The organism is Rhodospirillaceae bacterium, from assembly GCA_028819475.1.
Classification (GTDB): domain Bacteria; phylum Pseudomonadota; class Alphaproteobacteria; order Bin65; family Bin65; genus Bin65.
The window spans coordinates 1-16,297 of the sequence record JAPPLJ010000060.1 but is presented as its reverse complement, the minus strand read 5'-3'; the positions used below and the strand labels follow the sequence as shown (position 1 = coordinate 16,297).

The 16,297-nt window shown below is 68.2% G+C and carries 15 protein-coding genes; 4 read left to right on the top strand and 11 right to left on the bottom strand.

What is annotated here, in order from left to right:
* Positions 1–113: 113 nt before the first annotated feature.
* Together OXM58_17815 and OXM58_17810 are read left to right on the top strand one after the other, a co-directional pair.
* Positions 114–1,007 (top strand): LysR family transcriptional regulator, encoded by an 894-nt coding sequence (locus tag OXM58_17815; protein ID MDE0150218.1) that lies wholly within the window; start codon positions 114–116, stop codon positions 1,005–1,007.
* A gap of 305 nt (positions 1,008–1,312) precedes the next feature.
* Positions 1,313–3,040, top strand: a complete 1,728-nt coding sequence (locus OXM58_17810; protein ID MDE0150217.1) for an SPFH domain-containing protein — start codon at positions 1,313–1,315, stop codon at positions 3,038–3,040.
* A gap of 190 nt (positions 3,041–3,230) precedes the next feature.
* On the opposite strand, the gene OXM58_17805 is transcribed toward OXM58_17810, so the two are convergent.
* The 5 genes from OXM58_17805 to OXM58_17785 form a co-directional block, all read right to left on the bottom strand.
* Positions 3,231–5,039 (bottom strand): ABC transporter ATP-binding protein, encoded by a 1,809-nt coding sequence (locus OXM58_17805; GenBank protein MDE0150216.1) that lies wholly within the window; start codon positions 5,037–5,039, stop codon positions 3,231–3,233.
* Positions 5,040–5,049: 10 nt separating this feature from the next.
* Positions 5,050–5,922: an ABC transporter permease gene (locus tag OXM58_17800; GenBank protein ID MDE0150215.1), complete on the bottom strand. Its 873-nt coding sequence runs from the start codon at positions 5,920–5,922 to the stop codon at positions 5,050–5,052.
* A 14-nt stretch (positions 5,923–5,936) separates the two neighbouring features.
* Entirely contained in the window at positions 5,937–6,956 is a 1,020-nt protein-coding gene (locus tag OXM58_17795) for an ABC transporter permease (GenBank protein ID MDE0150214.1), read from the bottom strand.
* A gap of 127 nt (positions 6,957–7,083) precedes the next feature.
* A complete protein-coding gene (locus tag OXM58_17790) occupies positions 7,084–8,610 on the bottom strand; it encodes an ABC transporter substrate-binding protein (GenBank protein MDE0150213.1) in 1,527 nt (508 codons plus the stop codon).
* Positions 8,611–8,689: 79 nt separating this feature from the next.
* Positions 8,690–10,210: an amidase gene (locus OXM58_17785; GenBank protein MDE0150212.1), complete on the bottom strand. Its 1,521-nt coding sequence runs from the start codon at positions 10,208–10,210 to the stop codon at positions 8,690–8,692.
* 173 nt (positions 10,211–10,383) lie between these two features.
* Here OXM58_17785 and OXM58_17780 point away from each other — a divergent pair, with 173 nt between their 5' ends.
* Positions 10,384–11,139 (top strand): Crp/Fnr family transcriptional regulator, encoded by a 756-nt coding sequence (locus OXM58_17780; protein MDE0150211.1) that lies wholly within the window; start codon positions 10,384–10,386, stop codon positions 11,137–11,139.
* On the opposite strand, the gene OXM58_17775 is transcribed toward OXM58_17780, so the two are convergent.
* The 6 genes from OXM58_17775 to OXM58_17750 all read right to left on the bottom strand — a co-directional run bounded on the left by OXM58_17775 (position 11,136) and on the right by OXM58_17750 (position 15,019).
* Positions 11,136–11,708 (bottom strand): RES family NAD+ phosphorylase, encoded by a 573-nt coding sequence (locus OXM58_17775; GenBank protein MDE0150210.1) that lies wholly within the window; start codon positions 11,706–11,708, stop codon positions 11,136–11,138. The genes OXM58_17780 and OXM58_17775 overlap by 4 nt on opposite strands.
* Positions 11,709–12,065, bottom strand: coding sequence for a DUF2384 domain-containing protein (locus OXM58_17770; protein MDE0150209.1), 357 nt, complete (start codon positions 12,063–12,065; stop codon positions 11,709–11,711). It abuts the gene before it with no gap.
* A gap of 206 nt (positions 12,066–12,271) precedes the next feature.
* On the bottom strand, positions 12,272–12,535 hold the full coding sequence (locus OXM58_17765) for a type II toxin-antitoxin system RelE/ParE family toxin (GenBank protein ID MDE0150208.1): 264 nt from the start codon (positions 12,533–12,535) through the stop codon (positions 12,272–12,274).
* Positions 12,513–12,737, bottom strand: coding sequence for a ribbon-helix-helix protein, CopG family (locus tag OXM58_17760; GenBank protein ID MDE0150207.1), 225 nt, complete (start codon positions 12,735–12,737; stop codon positions 12,513–12,515). Before OXM58_17760 ends, OXM58_17765 begins: the two co-directional genes overlap by 23 nt.
* Positions 12,738–12,850: 113 nt before the next feature.
* Entirely contained in the window at positions 12,851–13,195 is a 345-nt protein-coding gene (locus OXM58_17755) for an MmcQ/YjbR family DNA-binding protein (protein ID MDE0150206.1), read from the bottom strand.
* A 372-nt stretch (positions 13,196–13,567) separates the two neighbouring features.
* Positions 13,568–15,019, bottom strand: a complete 1,452-nt coding sequence (locus OXM58_17750) for an aromatic amino acid lyase (protein ID MDE0150205.1) — start codon at positions 15,017–15,019, stop codon at positions 13,568–13,570.
* Positions 15,020–15,259: 240 nt separating this feature from the next.
* Between OXM58_17750 and OXM58_17745 the strand changes: the two genes are divergently transcribed.
* Positions 15,260–16,141 carry an outer membrane beta-barrel protein gene (locus OXM58_17745; protein ID MDE0150204.1) on the top strand — a complete coding sequence of 294 codons (882 nt, stop codon included), beginning with the start codon at positions 15,260–15,262 and terminating at the stop codon, positions 16,139–16,141.
* Positions 16,142–16,297 lie beyond the last annotated feature (156 nt).

Here is a 16,297-nt window from a genome sequence, read left to right as displayed (position 1 = left end):
ATTGTTGCCGTGACCGCTGGTCAGCACAATAACCGATTCGGTATCATCTTTTCATCGAATCGGTATCTATTGCGCAGCGCGCCGGCCGCCCGGCGCAGAACGGGAGCTGGGCCATGAATTTCCGCCGCCTCCACTATTTCGTCGCCGTCGCCGACGAGCTGCATTTCGGCCGGGCGGCGGCGCGCCTCGGCATCGCGCAGCCGCCGCTGTCGCGCCAGATCAAGGCGCTGGAGGAGGAACTCGGTGCAGTCCTCTTCAACCGGTCGCGCAGCCAGATCCGGCTGACCGACGCCGGCGAAATCCTGCGCGAACGGGCGCGGGACATCCTGGGCCGGGTGGAGAATGCCGAAGAAGCCGTCCGGCAGGCCGGCGCCGGGACGATCGGCAGCCTGACCATCGGCTTCGTCAGCTCCGCGACCTACAGCGTGCTGCCCGATATCGTCCACGCCTTCCGCGCAGAGAATGCGGACGTCGAACTCACCCTGGTTCCCATGAACAATGCCGGCCAGCGTGACGCCCTGATCCAGCGGCGCATGGATATCGGCATCGCCCGGCCGCGGATCGACGACGACGAGCTGCGCCACGAAACGATCAACCGCGAGCGGCTGGTCGTGGCGCTGCCGGCGACCGACCCGCTGGCCGGGATGCCGGCGTTGACTGTCGCCGACCTGGCGAACCGGGAATTCGTGCTCTACCCGGACAAGCCGCGGCCGACCTTCGCCGACCACGTTATCGCGATCTGCCGCTCCCGCGGCGTGGAACCGAGGGTCGCGCAGCTCGTCTACGACTACCAGACGGCCGCCGGCCTGGTATCCGTCGGCGTCGGGGTCTCGCTGGTGCCGGAATCGACCGCCACCGGCGAACGCAGGGGCCTGGTCTGCCGGCCGCTCGACGGTGTGAAGGCGGAGACCGAGCTGAGCGTGAACTGGCGGATCGACAGCCGCGGGCCGCTGGTCCACCGCTTCGTCGATACGGCACGCAGCGTGAGCCGCCGCATCCTGGCCTGATCCGCGGGCATCGGCCCGAATTGCCGGGCCGCACAATACCGGCCCGGTATTGTGCGATATCCGAACGGTGGATCGCGGGTTCGGGCAGAACCCGGAAAATTGCGGAATTCCGTGGATTTCCACTTGCGCCGCCAAAGGGCGTGGCGGCGCGGCCGGGCCGGACGGCCGACGCCCCCGTGCCCGGCGATTGCAAACCTGCCCCGATAAACATTAGTTTCCCGGTAGCTCTCCCGGTCCTGCGCGGTCCGGGGCGGCGGCAGGCCGGAGCGAAAACGGCGCGATAACCATCCTCCGGGGAGGCGGACATGACATTGGGCAACGCCGTTCTGGCGATCGTAATCGCCCTCGTCGCGATCGTCGTCCTGTGGCTGCTGTTCTGGTGGCTCTACCGCCGCGCGACCAAGGAACTGTCGTTCGTCCGCACCGGCTTCGGCGGCCAGAAGGTGGTGATGAACGGCGGCGCGCTGGTGCTGCCCGTCCTGCACGACATCATCCAGGTCAACATGAACGCGCTGCGCATCGACGTGGCGCGGGCGGCGCGCAACGCGCTGATCACGCGGGACCGGCTGCGGGTCGACGTGTCGGCCGATTTCCTGGTCCGGGTCGGCGCCGATCACGAGGCCATCGCGACCGCGGCGCAGAGCCTGGGCACCAAGACGCTGCGGGTCGAATTGCTCAAGGAGCTGATCGAGGGCCGCCTGACCGACGCCCTGCGCTCGGTCGCCGCCGAGATGAGCATGGAGGAATTGCACGAGAAGCGGATCGAGTTCGTGCGCCGGGTGCGGGAGACCCTGGCCGACGACCTCGCCTCCATCGGCCTCGAACTCCAGTCGGTCTCGTTGACCAGCCTCGACCAGACCGACCGGGAGCATTTCAATCCGCAGAACGCGTTCGACGCCGAGGGCCTGACCCGGCTGACCCAGGAGATCGAGAACCGGCGCCGCCAGCGCAACGAGATCGAGCAGGACACGGAGGTCGAGATCCAGGCGCGCAACCTGAAGGCCGAGCAGGAAAAGCTGGAGATCGCGCGCGACGAGGAATTCGCCCGCCTCGAACAGGAACGGGCGGTTTCGACCCGGCGCGCCGAGCAGCGCAGCGAGGTCGCCGCGCGCGAGGCCGAGAAGGAACGCGAGATGGAGGAGGCCCGGATCGCGTCCGGCAAGGCGATCGACCTCGCCAAGGTGGCGAGCGACCAGGAGATCGAGGCAAGACGCATCGCCGCCGAGCAGGAAGTGCGCGAGCGCGACATCGAGCGCGACATCGCCGTGGAACTGGCCCGGCACAACCGCAGCATCGAGATCGACACCAAAGCGAAAGAGCAGAGCAAGGTCCGCGCCGAGGCCGAAGATGCGCGGGCCGAGGCCGAACGCGCGGCGGAGGCCGTGGAGACGGTGCGCGAGATCGAGCGCGCCGAACGGCAGAAGCGGATCGACCTGATCGAGGCGCAGCGGGAGGCCGAGAAATCGGCCATCGACACCGTGTCCTCGGCGACCGCGAAGCGCGAGGCCGCCGGCGAACTGGCCGAGGCCGACCGGCTCCAGACCGACAGCGAAGCCGGCCGGATCAAGGCGATGGCCGAAGCGGAATCCGAAGGCGAAAAGCTGCGCGCCGCCGCCATGGAGCTGCGCAGCAGCATCGAGGCCGCCGCCAAGCGCGCCATGAACGACGCCGATTCCGGCCTCAGCCCGGAGTTGATCGACATGAAGATCCGGCTCGCCATCGTCGAGCATCTCCAGGGCATGATCGCCGAGAGCGTGAAGCCGCTGGAGCGGATCGAGGGCATCAAGATCGTCCATGTCGACGGCCTCGCGCCCCAGAGCGGCGGCGGCGCGGCGGAGGGCGAGAAGCGCGAGACCGGCCTCTCCGACCAGATCGTCAACAGCGCCCTGCGCTACCGCGCCCACGCCCCGGTGCTCGACCAGCTCCTGAAAGACGTCGGCTTCTCCGCCGACGACCCGGAAGAACTGCAAAGCGCGCTCACCCGGATGCTGCGCTCGGGGGATGCGGGGGAGACGGGCGGCGAGAAGGAGTAGGGGCGGAATTCTGCCGGCCGCTCCCCGAGCCACTCACCGTCATTTCGACCGGAGCGGGCCGCACGCCCGCGCAGCGGAGAAATCTTTCCCGCGCCGTGGCGGGTCCGAAGCGCCGTAGCCGAAAGATTTCTCCACTACGCGGCTTCGCCGCTCCGGTCGAAATGACGGGTCAGGCCTTCACACCCGCCCCCTACGGCACAGCCGCAAGCAACGCCTTCGTATAGTCGTGCTGCGGCGCGCGGAAGACCTGCTCGGTCGGGCCCTGTTCGACGATCCGGCCGCGGTTCATGATCGCGACCCGGCCGCACAGGTAGCGCACGACCGAGAGGTCGTGGCTGATGAACAGCATGGAGATCTGCATCTGCGCGCGCATGTCGAGCAGCAGGTTGAGGATCTGCGCCTGCACCGACACGTCGAGGCCCGAGACGATCTCGTCGGCGACCAGCACCTTGGGCGCGGTGCACAGCGCCCGGGCGATGTTGACCCGCTGGCGCTGGCCGCCGGAGACCTGCACCGGATAGCGGCCGATCGTGTCCTGGGGCAGGCCGGTCTGGCCGAGCAGGTCGCGCGCGCGCTCCAGCCGCTCGGGCCAGCGCGCCGGCGGGCGGCGCACCTCCATCGACTGGGTCACCAGCCGGCCGATGCGCTGGCGCGGGTTGAGGGCCGATTGCGGGTCCTGGAAGATCATCTGGATGAGCGCGATTCGCTGCTTCGCGGTGCGCTGGAACGGGCCTGTGATGTCCTGCCCGTCGACGACAATCCGGCCGCCGTCCGGCGTTTCGAGGCCGAGCAGCAGGCGGGCGACGGTGGATTTCCCGCTGCCGCTCTCGCCGACCAGGCCGACGAATTCGCCGGGCGCGATGTCGAGGCTCACCCCGTCGACCGCGACCACCGGCGCGCGGCGGCGGCCGAGCCAGTTGCGGCCGGAGCGGAAGGTCTTGCCCAGCCCGTCGACCGACAGGATCGGCGGCGCGGCGGCGTCGGCCGCGGCGCGGGGCAGGTCGCCCTGCCCGGCCAGCGCCGACGCCTGTTTCATGCACGCCCCGGCGCCGCGCACGAACCGGCCCGGCGCAACCTCGGTCAGCGCCGTGCGGGCGGCGGCGCAGGCCTCGTCGCGCACCGGGCAGCGCGGGGCGAAGCGGCAGCCGGGCAGGTCGGCGAAACCGCTCAGGCCCGGCATGTGGTCGGGCAGCGCGGCCAGCCGGCGCACCGGCCCGGCGATGCCGGGATTGGCGGCGACCAGGCTGCGCGTATAGGGATGCAGCGGATCGCTGAGCAGCGCCGCCGCCGGCCCGGTCTCGACGATCTCGCCGGCATACATCACGGCAAGGCGCTGGCAATGCTGCGCCGCCAGCCGCAGATCGTGGGTGATGAAGAGCAGGCCGGTCTCGCTGTCGCGCTGCAATTCGTCGATCAGCTCCATCACCCGCGCCTGGGTGATGACGTCCAGCGCCGTGGTCGGCTCGTCGGCGATAATCAGGTCAGGCTTGCCGGCGAAGGCCATGGCGATCAGCGCGCGCTGGCACTGGCCGCCGGAAAGCTGGTGCGGAAAGCGGCCGAGCAGGTCGGCCGGGCGCGGCAGATGGACCGAATCGAGCGCGGCGAGCGCCCGTTCGCGCCGCGCCGCCTTGCCGTCCCGGCCGAGACGCCGGAGATGCTCGTCGAACTGGGCGCCGAGCGACAGGACCGGGTTGAGCGACGTCATCGGGTGCTGGGGCACGAAGGCGATGGCGTCGCCGAGCAGGCCGGTGCGCTCGCGCGGCGCCATGGCCAGCAGGTCGCGGTCGAGGAAGGTCACGCTGCCGCGGCTCGTTGCGAAACCCCTGGGCAGCATGCCGGCGATCAGCCGGCCGACCATCGACTTGCCGGCGCCGGATTCGCCGACGACGCCGACCAGCTCGCCCCGGCCGACGGCCAGCGAGACATCGCGCAGCACGTCGATCCGCCGGCCGCCGGCCTCGGTCGTCACGTTGACGTCGTTGAGGGCGAGGAGCGTCATGACAGGGCGCTCAGTGCTGCTGCAGCCGGGCGTCGAAGGTCCGGCGCAGACCGTCGCCCAGCAGGTTGAAGGCGAGCACGGTCGTCACGATGGCGAGGATCGGCAGCACCAGCCCCCAGGCCGACTGGTACATGTAGTTGCGCGCGTCGGCGATCATCACGCCCCAGGCCGGGATGCTCGCCTCGACGCTCATGCCGACGAAGCTGAGGATCGCCTCGACGATCACGGCGATGCCCATCTCCAGGCTCATCAGCGTGATGATCGTCGGCGCGGCGGCCGGCAGCACCTCGCGCACCATCGTGCGCATGTGGGAAAAGCCGGAGAGCCGGGCGGCATCGACATAATTCTGCCGGCGGATCACCAGCACCTCGCTGCGCACGACGCGGCAGAAGCGCGTCCAGTCGACCAGGATGATCGCCAGGATGACGTTGCCGATGCCGACGCCGAAGCCGACGATCAGGATCAGCGACAGCACGACCGGCGGGAAGGACATCCACAGGTCGACGGCGCGCGAGATCAGCCAGTCGATCACGCCGCCGAAATAGCCGGCGAGCAGGGCCAGCGCGGTGCCCATCAGCATCGTGCCGACCGCGGCGCAGACCGCCACGAACAGGGCGACCCTTGTGCCGTAGATCAGCCGGGACAGGGTATCGCGGCCGAGATTGTCGGTGCCGAGCCAGAAGCCCGGCTCGGCATTGTCGGTCCAGAACGGCCCCTTGAGCGCGTTGAGCAGGTCCTGCTCGTTGGGATCGTAGGGGGCGATCAGCGGCGCGGCGGCGGCGCAGAACAGCAAGATGAGCAGGATCGACCCGCCGACGACGACGCGGCCCGACCGCAAGGCGCGCCGGAGCGGGCTCTCGCCGGCGACGGCCGCCGCGCTCATTGCCAATTCCGCGCTCACCGGGCCCGCCGCAGCTTGGGGTTGACGACGATGTAGACCACGTCGACGGCCAGGTTGATGGTCAGCACGGCCAGCGCAAAGACCAGCGCGGCGCCCTGGATGATCGGCAGGTCGGTATTGCGCACCGCCTCGACCATCAGGTTGCCGAGGCCGGGATAGGAGTAGATGACCTCGACCAGAAGCGTGCCGCCGAACAGGAAGCCGAACTGGACGCCCATCAGCGACAGGGTCGGCAGCAGCGCGTTGCGCAGGGCGTGGCGGTTGACCACCCGGCGCTCCGGCACGCCGCGCAGCCGCGCCATCGTGACATAATCCTCGCCGATCACGTCGAGCAGGCTGGAGCGCAGCAGGCGCATGATGAGCGGCACGGTGCCGAGCGCGAGCGCCAGCGCCGGCAGCAGCATGTGCCGGATCGCTTCGAAGAAGGCCGTGAGGTCGCCGGTCAGCAGGCAGTCGAGCAGCAGGAAACCGGTGACCCTGGGAATCGTCATGTCCGGCGGCAGGCGGCCGGCGAAGGGCAGCAGGTTGAACGCGACGCCGAAGACCAGGATCAGGAACAGCGCCCAGAGGAATTCCGGGATCGACATCATCAGCGTGCTGCCGACATCGACCGCCTGCTCCGACGGCCGGCCGCGCAGCCGGAACAGGAGAATGCCGCCGGGCAGCCCGATCGCCGTCGCGAACAGGGCGCCGAAAACCGCGAGTTCGATGGTCGCCGGCAGGGACTGGCCGATCAGCTTGAAAACCGGCTGCCCGAAGGCGATGGACCGGCCCAGGTCGCCTTCGAGGATGTGGCCGAGCCAGATCGCATACTGGTGCATGACCGGCAGGTGCAGGCCCATTTCGCGCCGCAGTGCCTCAATATCCTCGTTCGTCGCGTTCGGCGGCATGGACATGGCCACCGGATCGGCCGGAATCAGCCGCAGCACGATGAAGACCAGGATCGAGACGAGCAGCATCAGCGGGATCGCGACCGCGATCCGGCGCAACACGATGCCGAGGATTTCGCCGCTCATCGGGCAGACATAAGGCCCGCGCGCACAGGCGCGCAAGCGGCGGCCGGGAAGAGAAGGAAAACCGGCAACGCGGCGGCCCGGCGGGATGTTCTCCGCCGGGCCGCGCGCATTACCGGCGTTTCAGGGCCTATTTCCAGGACCAGGTTTGGGGCAGCGCCCAGCCGTTGTTGTACTGCACCACCCCGAGATCGCTCTTGTGGACCCAGGTGATCACGGACTGCAGCAGCGGCATGACGGCGCCCTGCTTCGACGCGTAGACGGCAACATCCTTGTAGCCCTGGATGCGCTTGTCATAGTCGACGACGCCGAACAGCTTCATCACCCGGCCGCCGACATCCATGTCCTTCCAGGCCGAGAAGGGCAGCTTCGGATGCATCAGGTAGCCGGTGAACATCTCCGGGTCGCCGACGGCGTTGTCCCAGCTGTAGAGAGTCGCCTCCGGCAGCTTGTTGCCGCGGTTGAGCTCGAAATATTTCGAGTACTCGATCACCTGCAGATTGGCCTCGATGCCGACCTTCTTCCACATCGAGACGATCGCCCGGGCGATGTCGTAGTCGCCGGGGAAATTGCCGTTGAAGCTGGCCATGCCGATCTTGAGCGGCTTGTCGGTGCTGAAACCGGATTTCGCCAGCAGCGCCTTCGATTTCGCCGGATCGTAGGGGAATTCGAAATCCTTGACATAGCCGGGCGTGCCGGGCGGCGCGACGATCGACAGCGGCACCGCCTTGCCGGCATAGAGCGCCTGCGAAATCGCCTTCTTGTTGATCGCGTGATGTGCGGCCAGCCGGACATTCTTGTCGGCGAACGCCTTGTCGCTGCGGATCTGCAGCAGGATCACGCGCGAGATCGGGAAGATCCGGCCGCTCAGCGCCGCCATCTTGTCCAGCCGTCCGACTTCGCGAATCGGCACGTCCGGCGCGAAATCGACCCGGCCGGACTGGACCGCCGCGACGCGGGCCGACGGGTCCTTCATGATCAGGATCGTCACCTTGCGGATTTTCGGCTTCGGCCCCCAGTATTTGTCGAAGGCTTCGAGCACGATGCGCGAGTTGCGCTGATAGTCCACGACCTTGTAGGGCCCGCTGCCCATCGGCTTGTCGGCGAAGCCGTCGGCGCCGACCTTCTCGACATGGTGCTTCGGCACCACGAAGTTGGCCAGGAACGCCAGCCACGGGATCGCCGTCGCCATCGGCTTGCTCAGCTTGATGACCGCGCGGGTCGGCGTCGGGGTCTCGATATCGGCGACGTTGCGCCAAATCCGCACGAGGTCGATCTTGTGGCCCGCCTTGCCGCGTTCGAGGAAGGTGTATTTGACATCGGCCGACGTCACCTTGGTGCCGTCGTGCCAGTAGGCGTTGTCCCGGATGTCCAGCGTCACGGTCTTGCCGTCCGCCGACTGGGACCATTTCGTCGCGAGCGACGCCTCCAGCTTTATGTCCGGCGCCTGCGTGAGCAGCTGGTCGTAGACCATCTTGTAGAGCGATTGCCGGACCGGAACCGTCCGCTTGTTCGGATCCCAAGTCTGGGGATCGACCTGCCAGGCGATCACCACGCTGTCCTTCGCGGCCTGGGCCTGGGGCGCCAGCGACCCGGCAACGGCCAGAACGGCCGCGGCGCCGGCGGCCACGCCGGCAATCAAAGTGCGTCTACGCATTGAACCCTCCTCCTTGTGCGATGACGTAAGATTCCGGCGACACCGTAACAGCAACCGGCGCCGCTGTACAAATGCCGCGCTAGACCGATTTCCAGTCGACCGCCTGCTCGAAGGCGTGGGCGGCGCGATAGAGCGTCGATTCGTCGAAATGCCGCCCGGTCAGCATCAGGCCGACCGGCAATCCACCGCGCATGGCGCAGGGAATGCTGATCGACGGATGGCCGGTGCAGTCGATCGGCGCCGTGTTCGGGATCGGCGTGAAGCCGGGCACCATATCTTCCTCCCGGCTGCGGTCTTCCGGCGGCAGCTTCGAGCCCTTGATCGGCGAGGTCGGCGTCAGCAGGATATCGACGTCCTCCAGCGCCGCATCGTAGGCCGCGCGCAGCAGGCGGCTGAGATTCTGCGCCTTGGCGTAGTAGCGGCCGTGATGGACCGTGCGCATGTGCTCGGCGCACAGCATCCCCAGCTTGAAGATTTCCGAGAACATGTTCGACTTGGCCTGCCAGCCGTTGAGCTTTTCCAGCAGGCTGGGCACATAGGCGCCCTTCCAGTTGTGGCCGTTGCCCAGCCCCTTGAGGATCTGCTCGTAGGCGCCCTCGCAGGCGATCGGCACCCAGACCGGCATGCCGAGTTCGCGATGGGCCGGCACGGAAATTTCCGTCACCGCCGCGCCCAGCGAGGCGAAGACCTGCGCGGCGGCCCGCGCGGCCTCGTCGACATCCGCCTCGCTGTCCTCGAAACCGAAGCCCTCCTGCATGACGCCGATACGCAGGCCCGCGACCGGCTGGCCCAGCGCTTGGGTATAGCGCGCGGTGCGCGGCGTGTACTGGCGCGGGTCGAGCCCGTCTTCCCCGGCCAGCACCTCCAGATAGAGCGCATTGTCCTCGACGGTCCGGCTCATCGGGCCGAGATGGTCGAGCGTCATCTCGATCGACGCCGCGCCGGTATAAGGCACCAGGCCCCAGGTCGGCTTCATGCCGACAAGGCCGCTGAACGCCGCCGGCTCGCGGATCGAGCCGCCCTGGTCGCTGCCGATGGCGAGATCGACCTCGCCGGCCGCCAGCAGCGCCGCGCAGCCGGAGGACGAACCGCCCGGCGTGTATTCCGGATTCAGCGGGTTGAGCGTCGTCTTCTGGGCGTTGGTATGGCTGCTGCCGGAATAGCAGAAATACTCGCAATGGGCCTTGCCGAGAATCGTGCCGCCGGCGTCCAGCGTGCGGGTCACCACCGTGGCGTCGACCTCCGGCACATAGCCCTCCAGCACCGAGGCGCCGTTCATCATCGGCAGGCCGGCGACGCAGATATTGTCCTTGATCGCCACCGTCTTGCCGCGCAGCTTGCCGCGCTTGCTGCCCTCGATGGTCGATTTGACGTACCAGGCGCGCAGCGGGTCTTCCGCGTCGGTCGGGAAATGGCCCGGCGTGCGCGGATATTTGACCGGCGGCAGGTTGTCCGGCAGCCGGTCGAGCGGCCGGTAATAGGTCTCCACCGTGCCGCGGATCATGTCGGTGAATTCGTCCAGATCGGCGGGTTCGAGCGAAAGGCCGAGCGTGTCCGCGGCGCGCGCGATCTGTTCCCGTGTGGGCGGTTTGGCCGTCATGGGGCAGCGTCCTCCGTTTCGCCCGGTGTATAGCCCGGTGTACAGTTCTCGTTCCGGCGGGAACCCATAGCACAGACCGGCGGCGCTGAAAGCCGGCCACGACAGCGTGATCGCGGAAAGGCGGCGACTTGTGGCATGCTGGCGCCGAATTCCGGCAGCCGCTGCGAGCGCCCATGAATCTCAGCGCCCAGGAAATCGCCCGCCTGCACGCCCTGCCCCTCTTCGCGGGCCTGTCTGCCGAGAGCCTCACGGACCTGCTCGGGGATTGCGCGGTCCGGATGCACGGCAAACGCAAGACCCTGTTCCTGCAGGGCGACCCGGCAACCCATTTCTTTGTCGTCCTCTCCGGCTGGGTAAAGCTGTTCCGCCTGCGCCCGGACGGCGCCGAAGTGGTGGTGGAGATCTTCGGTCCGGGCGAATCCTTCGCCGAAGGCGCCATGCACATGCCCGAGGGCTATCCGGTCAGCGCCGAGATGGTCGAGGATGGCCGGCTGCTGGCGGTGCCGACCGCGGCCTTCGGCGAGCGGGTGCGGCAGGATCCGAACCTGGCGATCAGCATGCTCGCGTCGATGGCGGTGCGGCTCAAGGAGCTCGTCAACCGTATCGAGAAAAAGGAAACCCAGACCGCCGCCCAGCGGGTCGCGGATTTCCTCCTCAAGTTCGGCGGGCCGGCCCCCCGGACGGATGCAGGGACGGATTCGGGGGCCGATTCGGGGGCCGATTCGGGGGCCGATTCGGGGGCGGATGCCGCGCGCGTCGTCGTCCTGCTGCCTTACGACAAGCAGCTGATCGCCAACCGGCTGGGCATGAAGCCGGAGACATTCTCGCGCGCGCTGTCGACGCTCCGGGACCGGGGGGTCCATGTCGACGGGCCGCGGGCCGAAATCCGCGACCGCTTCGCCCTCCGCCGTTTCACCGCGTCGGGTTAGGGTCTTTCATCGCGGCCGCGGCCGGCCCGGCGGCGGCGCCACTCCGCCCAATCGACCGCCTCCGCCTCGATCCGTTCGATCGCATCGAGGTCGCAGTTTGCCGGAAAGACGACCAGATTGACGCTCGGGTGCCGGGCATTCGGCACGAGCATGGCTTCGAAGCCGAGAAAGCCCACAGCCTCGCCGATCCTTTGCGTGTCGCCGTAGACGATCTCGCGATAGCGCGCCGGGTCCACGCCGAGCCGTTCCAGCAGGGCCATACCGGTCAGGTCGATTGCCTTGCCGAACCGGCCGCGCATGCGGTGAACCGTCGAGCGCAGGCGGCTGGGAAAGACCGATTGCTGGCGGTTGATGTGAAAGAAGATTTCCGACAGCGCGCCGTCCCGCTCCAGGGCGCAATACAGCACCTCGCTCTCGCGCACATTCCACCGGCCGGCGCCTTTCGAGCCGTCGAGCGGCGACCTTGCGCCGTGCACGGCGCGCCAGAATTCGCCGTCGAAGACCGTTTCCGGGAGGTCCGCCAGCGCATCGAGGAGACCGAGTTCGTGACCGGCGCGCCGGACCGCCATTCAGAGATAGACCCCGCTTTCCAGGCGGTCGATCACCTCCAGCACGTCCGCGATACGGCCGTCGTTGATCAGGTCGTACGGCCGCGCGCCGCCAAGTTGCGGATGGCCCGTCTGGAGCCAGAGGCGCGCTTCGTCGGGTTCGTAGAAGTCCGACAGCCGTTCGGCCACCCACCGGAGGTCGGCGATGACCTGCTGCTTTTCGATCGTCGGGCTGCCCTGGCCGCGGCTCCAGCGGTGGACCGTCGGCGGAGAGACGCCGACGATGTTCGCAAGATCGACATTCTTCAGGCCGCTCAACCGGCGCAATTCGCCGACCATGCGGGAAACGGCCGTCGATCGCTCGGCAGCTACGGCCATGCCCTGCCCTTTCGAGCCGGTGTTGCAGCGCGCATGTCCGGGCGCATCGTGCGGACTCCCGCAGGTTTCGCGGATCGGGTCGCGAGACCCGCCTTCGATTGAATTACAGAAAAATTTCAACAAATCAATCTAAGAAATCTTTTTGGGTATTATTGCGTTCGGCACGCTCCCGTTTACCCGGCAGAGGCCCCGGCAGCCTTTCGCAGTTACGGTCTCCGGCGATAGGCATCCCGGCGGTGTGCAACGCGCACGACCAGCACGACCAGCGTATCGTCGCGCATTTCGTAAAGCACCCGATGGTCGCCGACACGAATCCGCCGCAGGCCCCTCAAATCGCCCTTGAGCGCGTTGCCGAGAAACGGATTCTCCGCAAGCCGGTCGATCGCCGCGACGATCCTCGACCGCTCCGGTTCCGCGATGCGCCTGAGTTCTCTCGCCGCGCTGGCCTTAATCCGAATCGAGTAGGTCACGCCGGACCGTGTCCCAATCCAGCACCGGGTCGTGGGGGTCGCGAAGCCGGTCGATCGCAACGGCAAGATCGTCAAAATCTTCCAGGTAGCGCTCCACCGCCTGCCGGATGACCTCGGCCCGGCTCCGCCGCAGGCTGTCTGCGGCCCGGTCCAGGGCTTCAACCGCCGAATCCGGCAAACGCGCGGTAATCTGCTGGGTCATGGCAGCACTGAAGCCGTTTGATGTCAGTTACATCATGATACTGTAACTGTAGGCGTTTGTCAAAAATGCGGGCCTTACAGACCGCCGCGCCGGATGCAAGGGGAAGACGACGTTCACGCGAACGGCGCCAGCGCGGACTGGGCCTTCTTGCTCAGCGCCCCGCGCACCAGGCGGTAGGATTCGGCGAGCCGGTGGCGCAGTTCCTCCTCCGGCAGGTCCCAGGGGATGTTGATCCAGGAGCGGTGGAAATAGGGCGCCTTGCGGCCGGCGCCGAACTCGATCAGCATCTCGGCGGTCTCGATGCTGTCGGTCTTGACCGAGACGCCGGACGTCACCGAGCCCATGCAGGCGAACATCTTGCCGCCGACCTTCCAGGCGTCGTGCCCGCCGCCCCAGGGGTCGGAAACCTCGGCGCCGGGAAACGCCCGGCAAATCTCGTTCACCCTGTCGCGGCTCATTCTGCCTCTCCCGTCGTCCGGCCCGGTTTCCCGGCGCGGTTCGTAGCACGACCCGGAAGGCCGAGGCGATGCCCATCGGCCCCGACCACCAGGCGAAACAACGCGTCCCCCCAAAGGGTTCCACTGCGAAAAAGGGCGCCGCGCGAATCCCCCTCCCCTTGGGGGAGGGGTTAGGGGAGGGGTTGCCTGCCGCCGTACCGATGTCCGAACCCGGAGCCGCGACAGAGGCCGCATACCCCTCCCCCTGACCCCCTCCCCCAAGGGGAGGGGGGATACGTTGTCTTGCCTGCCGGGTCCGCCTCACGGCTTTTCGCAGAGGAATCGATAGGGGGCGAATACCGGCAAATTCCGCGATGGCCGCTTGTTCGGGCGTCACGATGGATAGATCCCCCGGCGCAGGGCTTCGGCGATCGACGCCGCCGCTTGGCCGGGCGCTACGGGCTGCATCGGATCGGGCAGGCCTTCGCGGACCGCAGCTTCGAGCCCGGCCAGTTGCGGCGGCACCGGCCGGCCGGTGAGGTCCAGCGCGCGCAGGGCGATCGGCGCCAGGCTGGCGAGCGCCATGTCGAGGCAGCGGCCGGCCCGGTCCTGCTTCGACCAGGCCAGGAACACCGGGCTCGCGACGTCGTTCTGGCCGAACCCGCCGGATTCGCTGCCCGGCAGCAGCGTGGCCTGGGCGTGGAGGCGGGCCTCCTCCTCGTAGCCGGTCTGGGCCATCGGCAGGCAGCCCAGATAGGCGCGGCGGACATCGCCCAAGTCTTCGGAGTCGGCGAGCTGGTCGGGCAGCAGCGACACCTTGCCGTCCAGCAGTTTCGCACCGTGGCGCCCGGCGAGAAGGCAGAGATTGGCGCAGGCTGCGCCGAGCGCGTCCATGGCGAGCGCGGCGTGGGGATTGTGATAGCCGCCGGTCGAGACGAACCGGCCGAAGGGATGGTCTTCGCCGGTATCGTCGATCCACACCGGGTTGTCCGTCACGGCCTGCAGCGACTCTTCGGCGACCTCGGCGGCCAGCGCCGCGGCGCGCCGGGCCTGGCCCAGCATGCGCGGCAGGATGCGGTAGCTGACCGGCGCCTGGTAGGGCCGCCGTCCGGCCTCGTCGCCCTCGCCCACCAGGTCGCGCAGGCGTTGCAGCGCCCAGGTGTCGTGGGGATTGTTCCAGTAGCCCTCCAGCGCCGGGTCGAGATGGCCGAGCGGCGCGTTGAAGGCCTCGAAGGACAGGGCGAAGATCCGCGCCGCCGCCTCCAGCCGCCCCGCGGCGGCGAGCGCGGCGTCGGTGACGAGCCCGGCCGCCGCCGGCGAGCCGTTGATCAGGCACATCACGTCCTTGGGCGCCAACCGCCCGGCTTCGGCCAGGCCGGTGAACAGGTGGCTCAGCGCCAGGATCTCGCCCGCCCCGCCGTGGCCCTGCACCGGCACGAAGGGCAGGTCATCTCCGTCCAGCATGGCGGCGACCCGGCAGGCGATCTCCGGCGACACCGCGGCATGGCCCTCGACGAAGTTGGCGAGCCGCGCAAGCACGATGGCGCGCACGGCGCGGCCGGGCAGCGGATCGCCCCAGGAGGCCGCGGCGCGCGCCGGCGACATGCCGGCCCACTGGGCGCGCTGCTCGGCGGTCAGCCTGGCGCGGGCAAGCTGACCCGGCCCCGTCGTCACGCCGTAGATCGTGACATCCGGATCGTGCTCGAGGATGCGCTCCAGCCGGTCGCGGCCCTGCGCCATGGCCGCGAGCGCCCGGGGCCCGAGTTCGACGCCCTCGCCCTCCCAGGCGACCCGCCGGGCCGCTTCGAGGGTGAGATCGGCTCGGGAGTTCACGCGTACGGTCATGCTCCGGTCCCCTGTGTGGAATCCTCTGTGTAGAATCCCCTGTCCGGCAGCTTGCTCGGCGTGCCGGCGTCGGGGCGCGCACCCTAGGGCAGCCGCCGCGCACCGGCAATCGGCCGCGTCGGGCGGCGCGACTCCGACCGCAAACGCGGGCCCGTGCGCCGGTCCCGGTTGCGGCGAAACGGCCTGGAGGGTAAGTTCGGGGGCGCAGGTTCGTCGGCCGGACAGGCTGGAGGGAGGATTATGAAAACAATTGCATTACCGAAAACCGCTGGCCGCCGGGTTGCGGCGGCGGCGTTTGCGCTTTGCCTTGCGCCGGGCCTCGCACCGGCCTTCGCGACCGGCGCGCAGGCCGACGAGGGGAACGAGGGCAGGTGGTATTTCGGCCTGAACGTCCCCGTGATGTTCATCGACAACACGAAGACCGACGTGAGCGGGTCTATGACGCTTGATGGACAGACCGGCACATACACGACGAATGCCGTTTCTCACTACGGGCTCGGGTTCAGGGTCGGCGGCACGGTGGGCTATTACGTCATACCCAATCTCCGGCTCGAGGGCGAAGTGTTCTACGGCTTCGCGCGGGTGAAAAAGTCCGTCCATAGCGGCACGCGCGTAGTGGCTGGGCCCGTCACAATACCGATTCCCGGCAAAGTGACCGCCAGGATCAAGGGCAACGCCAAGATGCTGGGCGCCATGGTGAACGCCTGGTACGACATTCCCGTGGACTCGCAATGGAGCCCCTATGTCGGCGGCGGAGTCGGCGTCTTTCACGCCGATTTCAGCGGCCTGAAATGGAATACCGACCTGATCGCCCAAAGATTCGCAGCACCGCTTGTGTGCTCCGGCGTGGGAGGCGCGCCAACGCCAGGCTCTCCGGAATGCGCTGGGGCATTGGCCGGAATCAAGGGCGCCCGGCCCGCCGACAAGGATACCGTCTTCGCCTTTCAGGTCGGCGGCGGGGTCGCCTACAAGGTGAGCGACGAAACTTCGGTCCATCTGAGCTACAAGTATCAGATGGCGCCGGGCCTGCAGTTCGACGGCAAGACCGGCGGCACCACGATCAAGACGAAGTCCGCCATGCGCATCCACCTCTTCGAGGTCGGCTTCCGCTATCTTTTCTGACGCCGCCGGCCGGTCCGGCCGCACGCCGCCCGGCCGAGTGCTGAGATGTCCGGCCCGCCCCTTGGGATTCTTCAGCGAAGAGGGCCAAGCCGCCGCCACCTTGTCCTTCCCCCTCTTCAGAGGATTTCTCTGCGAAAGGGGATTCTCAACCTGTCC

Coding starts and splice junctions, on each gene's coding strand:
- OXM58_17745 (MDE0150204.1), top strand. CDS start 15,260: ATGAAAACAATTGCATTACCGAAAACCGCTGGCCGCCGGGTTGCGGCG.
- OXM58_17800 (MDE0150215.1), bottom strand. CDS start 5,922: ATGAGCGCGGCGGCCGTCGCCGGCGAGAGCCCGCTCCGGCGCGCCTTG.
- OXM58_17755 (MDE0150206.1), bottom strand. CDS start 13,195: ATGAGCCGCGACAGGGTGAACGAGATTTGCCGGGCGTTTCCCGGCGCC.
- OXM58_17810 (MDE0150217.1), top strand. CDS start 1,313: ATGACATTGGGCAACGCCGTTCTGGCGATCGTAATCGCCCTCGTCGCG.
- OXM58_17785 (MDE0150212.1), bottom strand. CDS start 10,210: ATGACGGCCAAACCGCCCACACGGGAACAGATCGCGCGCGCCGCGGAC.
- OXM58_17780 (MDE0150211.1), top strand. CDS start 10,384: ATGAATCTCAGCGCCCAGGAAATCGCCCGCCTGCACGCCCTGCCCCTC.
- OXM58_17815 (MDE0150218.1), top strand. CDS start 114: ATGAATTTCCGCCGCCTCCACTATTTCGTCGCCGTCGCCGACGAGCTG.
- OXM58_17790 (MDE0150213.1), bottom strand. CDS start 8,610: ATGCGTAGACGCACTTTGATTGCCGGCGTGGCCGCCGGCGCCGCGGCC.
- OXM58_17795 (MDE0150214.1), bottom strand. CDS start 6,956: ATGAGCGGCGAAATCCTCGGCATCGTGTTGCGCCGGATCGCGGTCGCG.
- OXM58_17770 (MDE0150209.1), bottom strand. CDS start 12,065: ATGGCCGTAGCTGCCGAGCGATCGACGGCCGTTTCCCGCATGGTCGGC.
- OXM58_17760 (MDE0150207.1), bottom strand. CDS start 12,737: ATGACCCAGCAGATTACCGCGCGTTTGCCGGATTCGGCGGTTGAAGCC.
- OXM58_17775 (MDE0150210.1), bottom strand. CDS start 11,708: ATGGCGGTCCGGCGCGCCGGTCACGAACTCGGTCTCCTCGATGCGCTG.
- OXM58_17750 (MDE0150205.1), bottom strand. CDS start 15,019: ATGACCGTACGCGTGAACTCCCGAGCCGATCTCACCCTCGAAGCGGCC.
- OXM58_17805 (MDE0150216.1), bottom strand. CDS start 5,039: ATGACGCTCCTCGCCCTCAACGACGTCAACGTGACGACCGAGGCCGGC.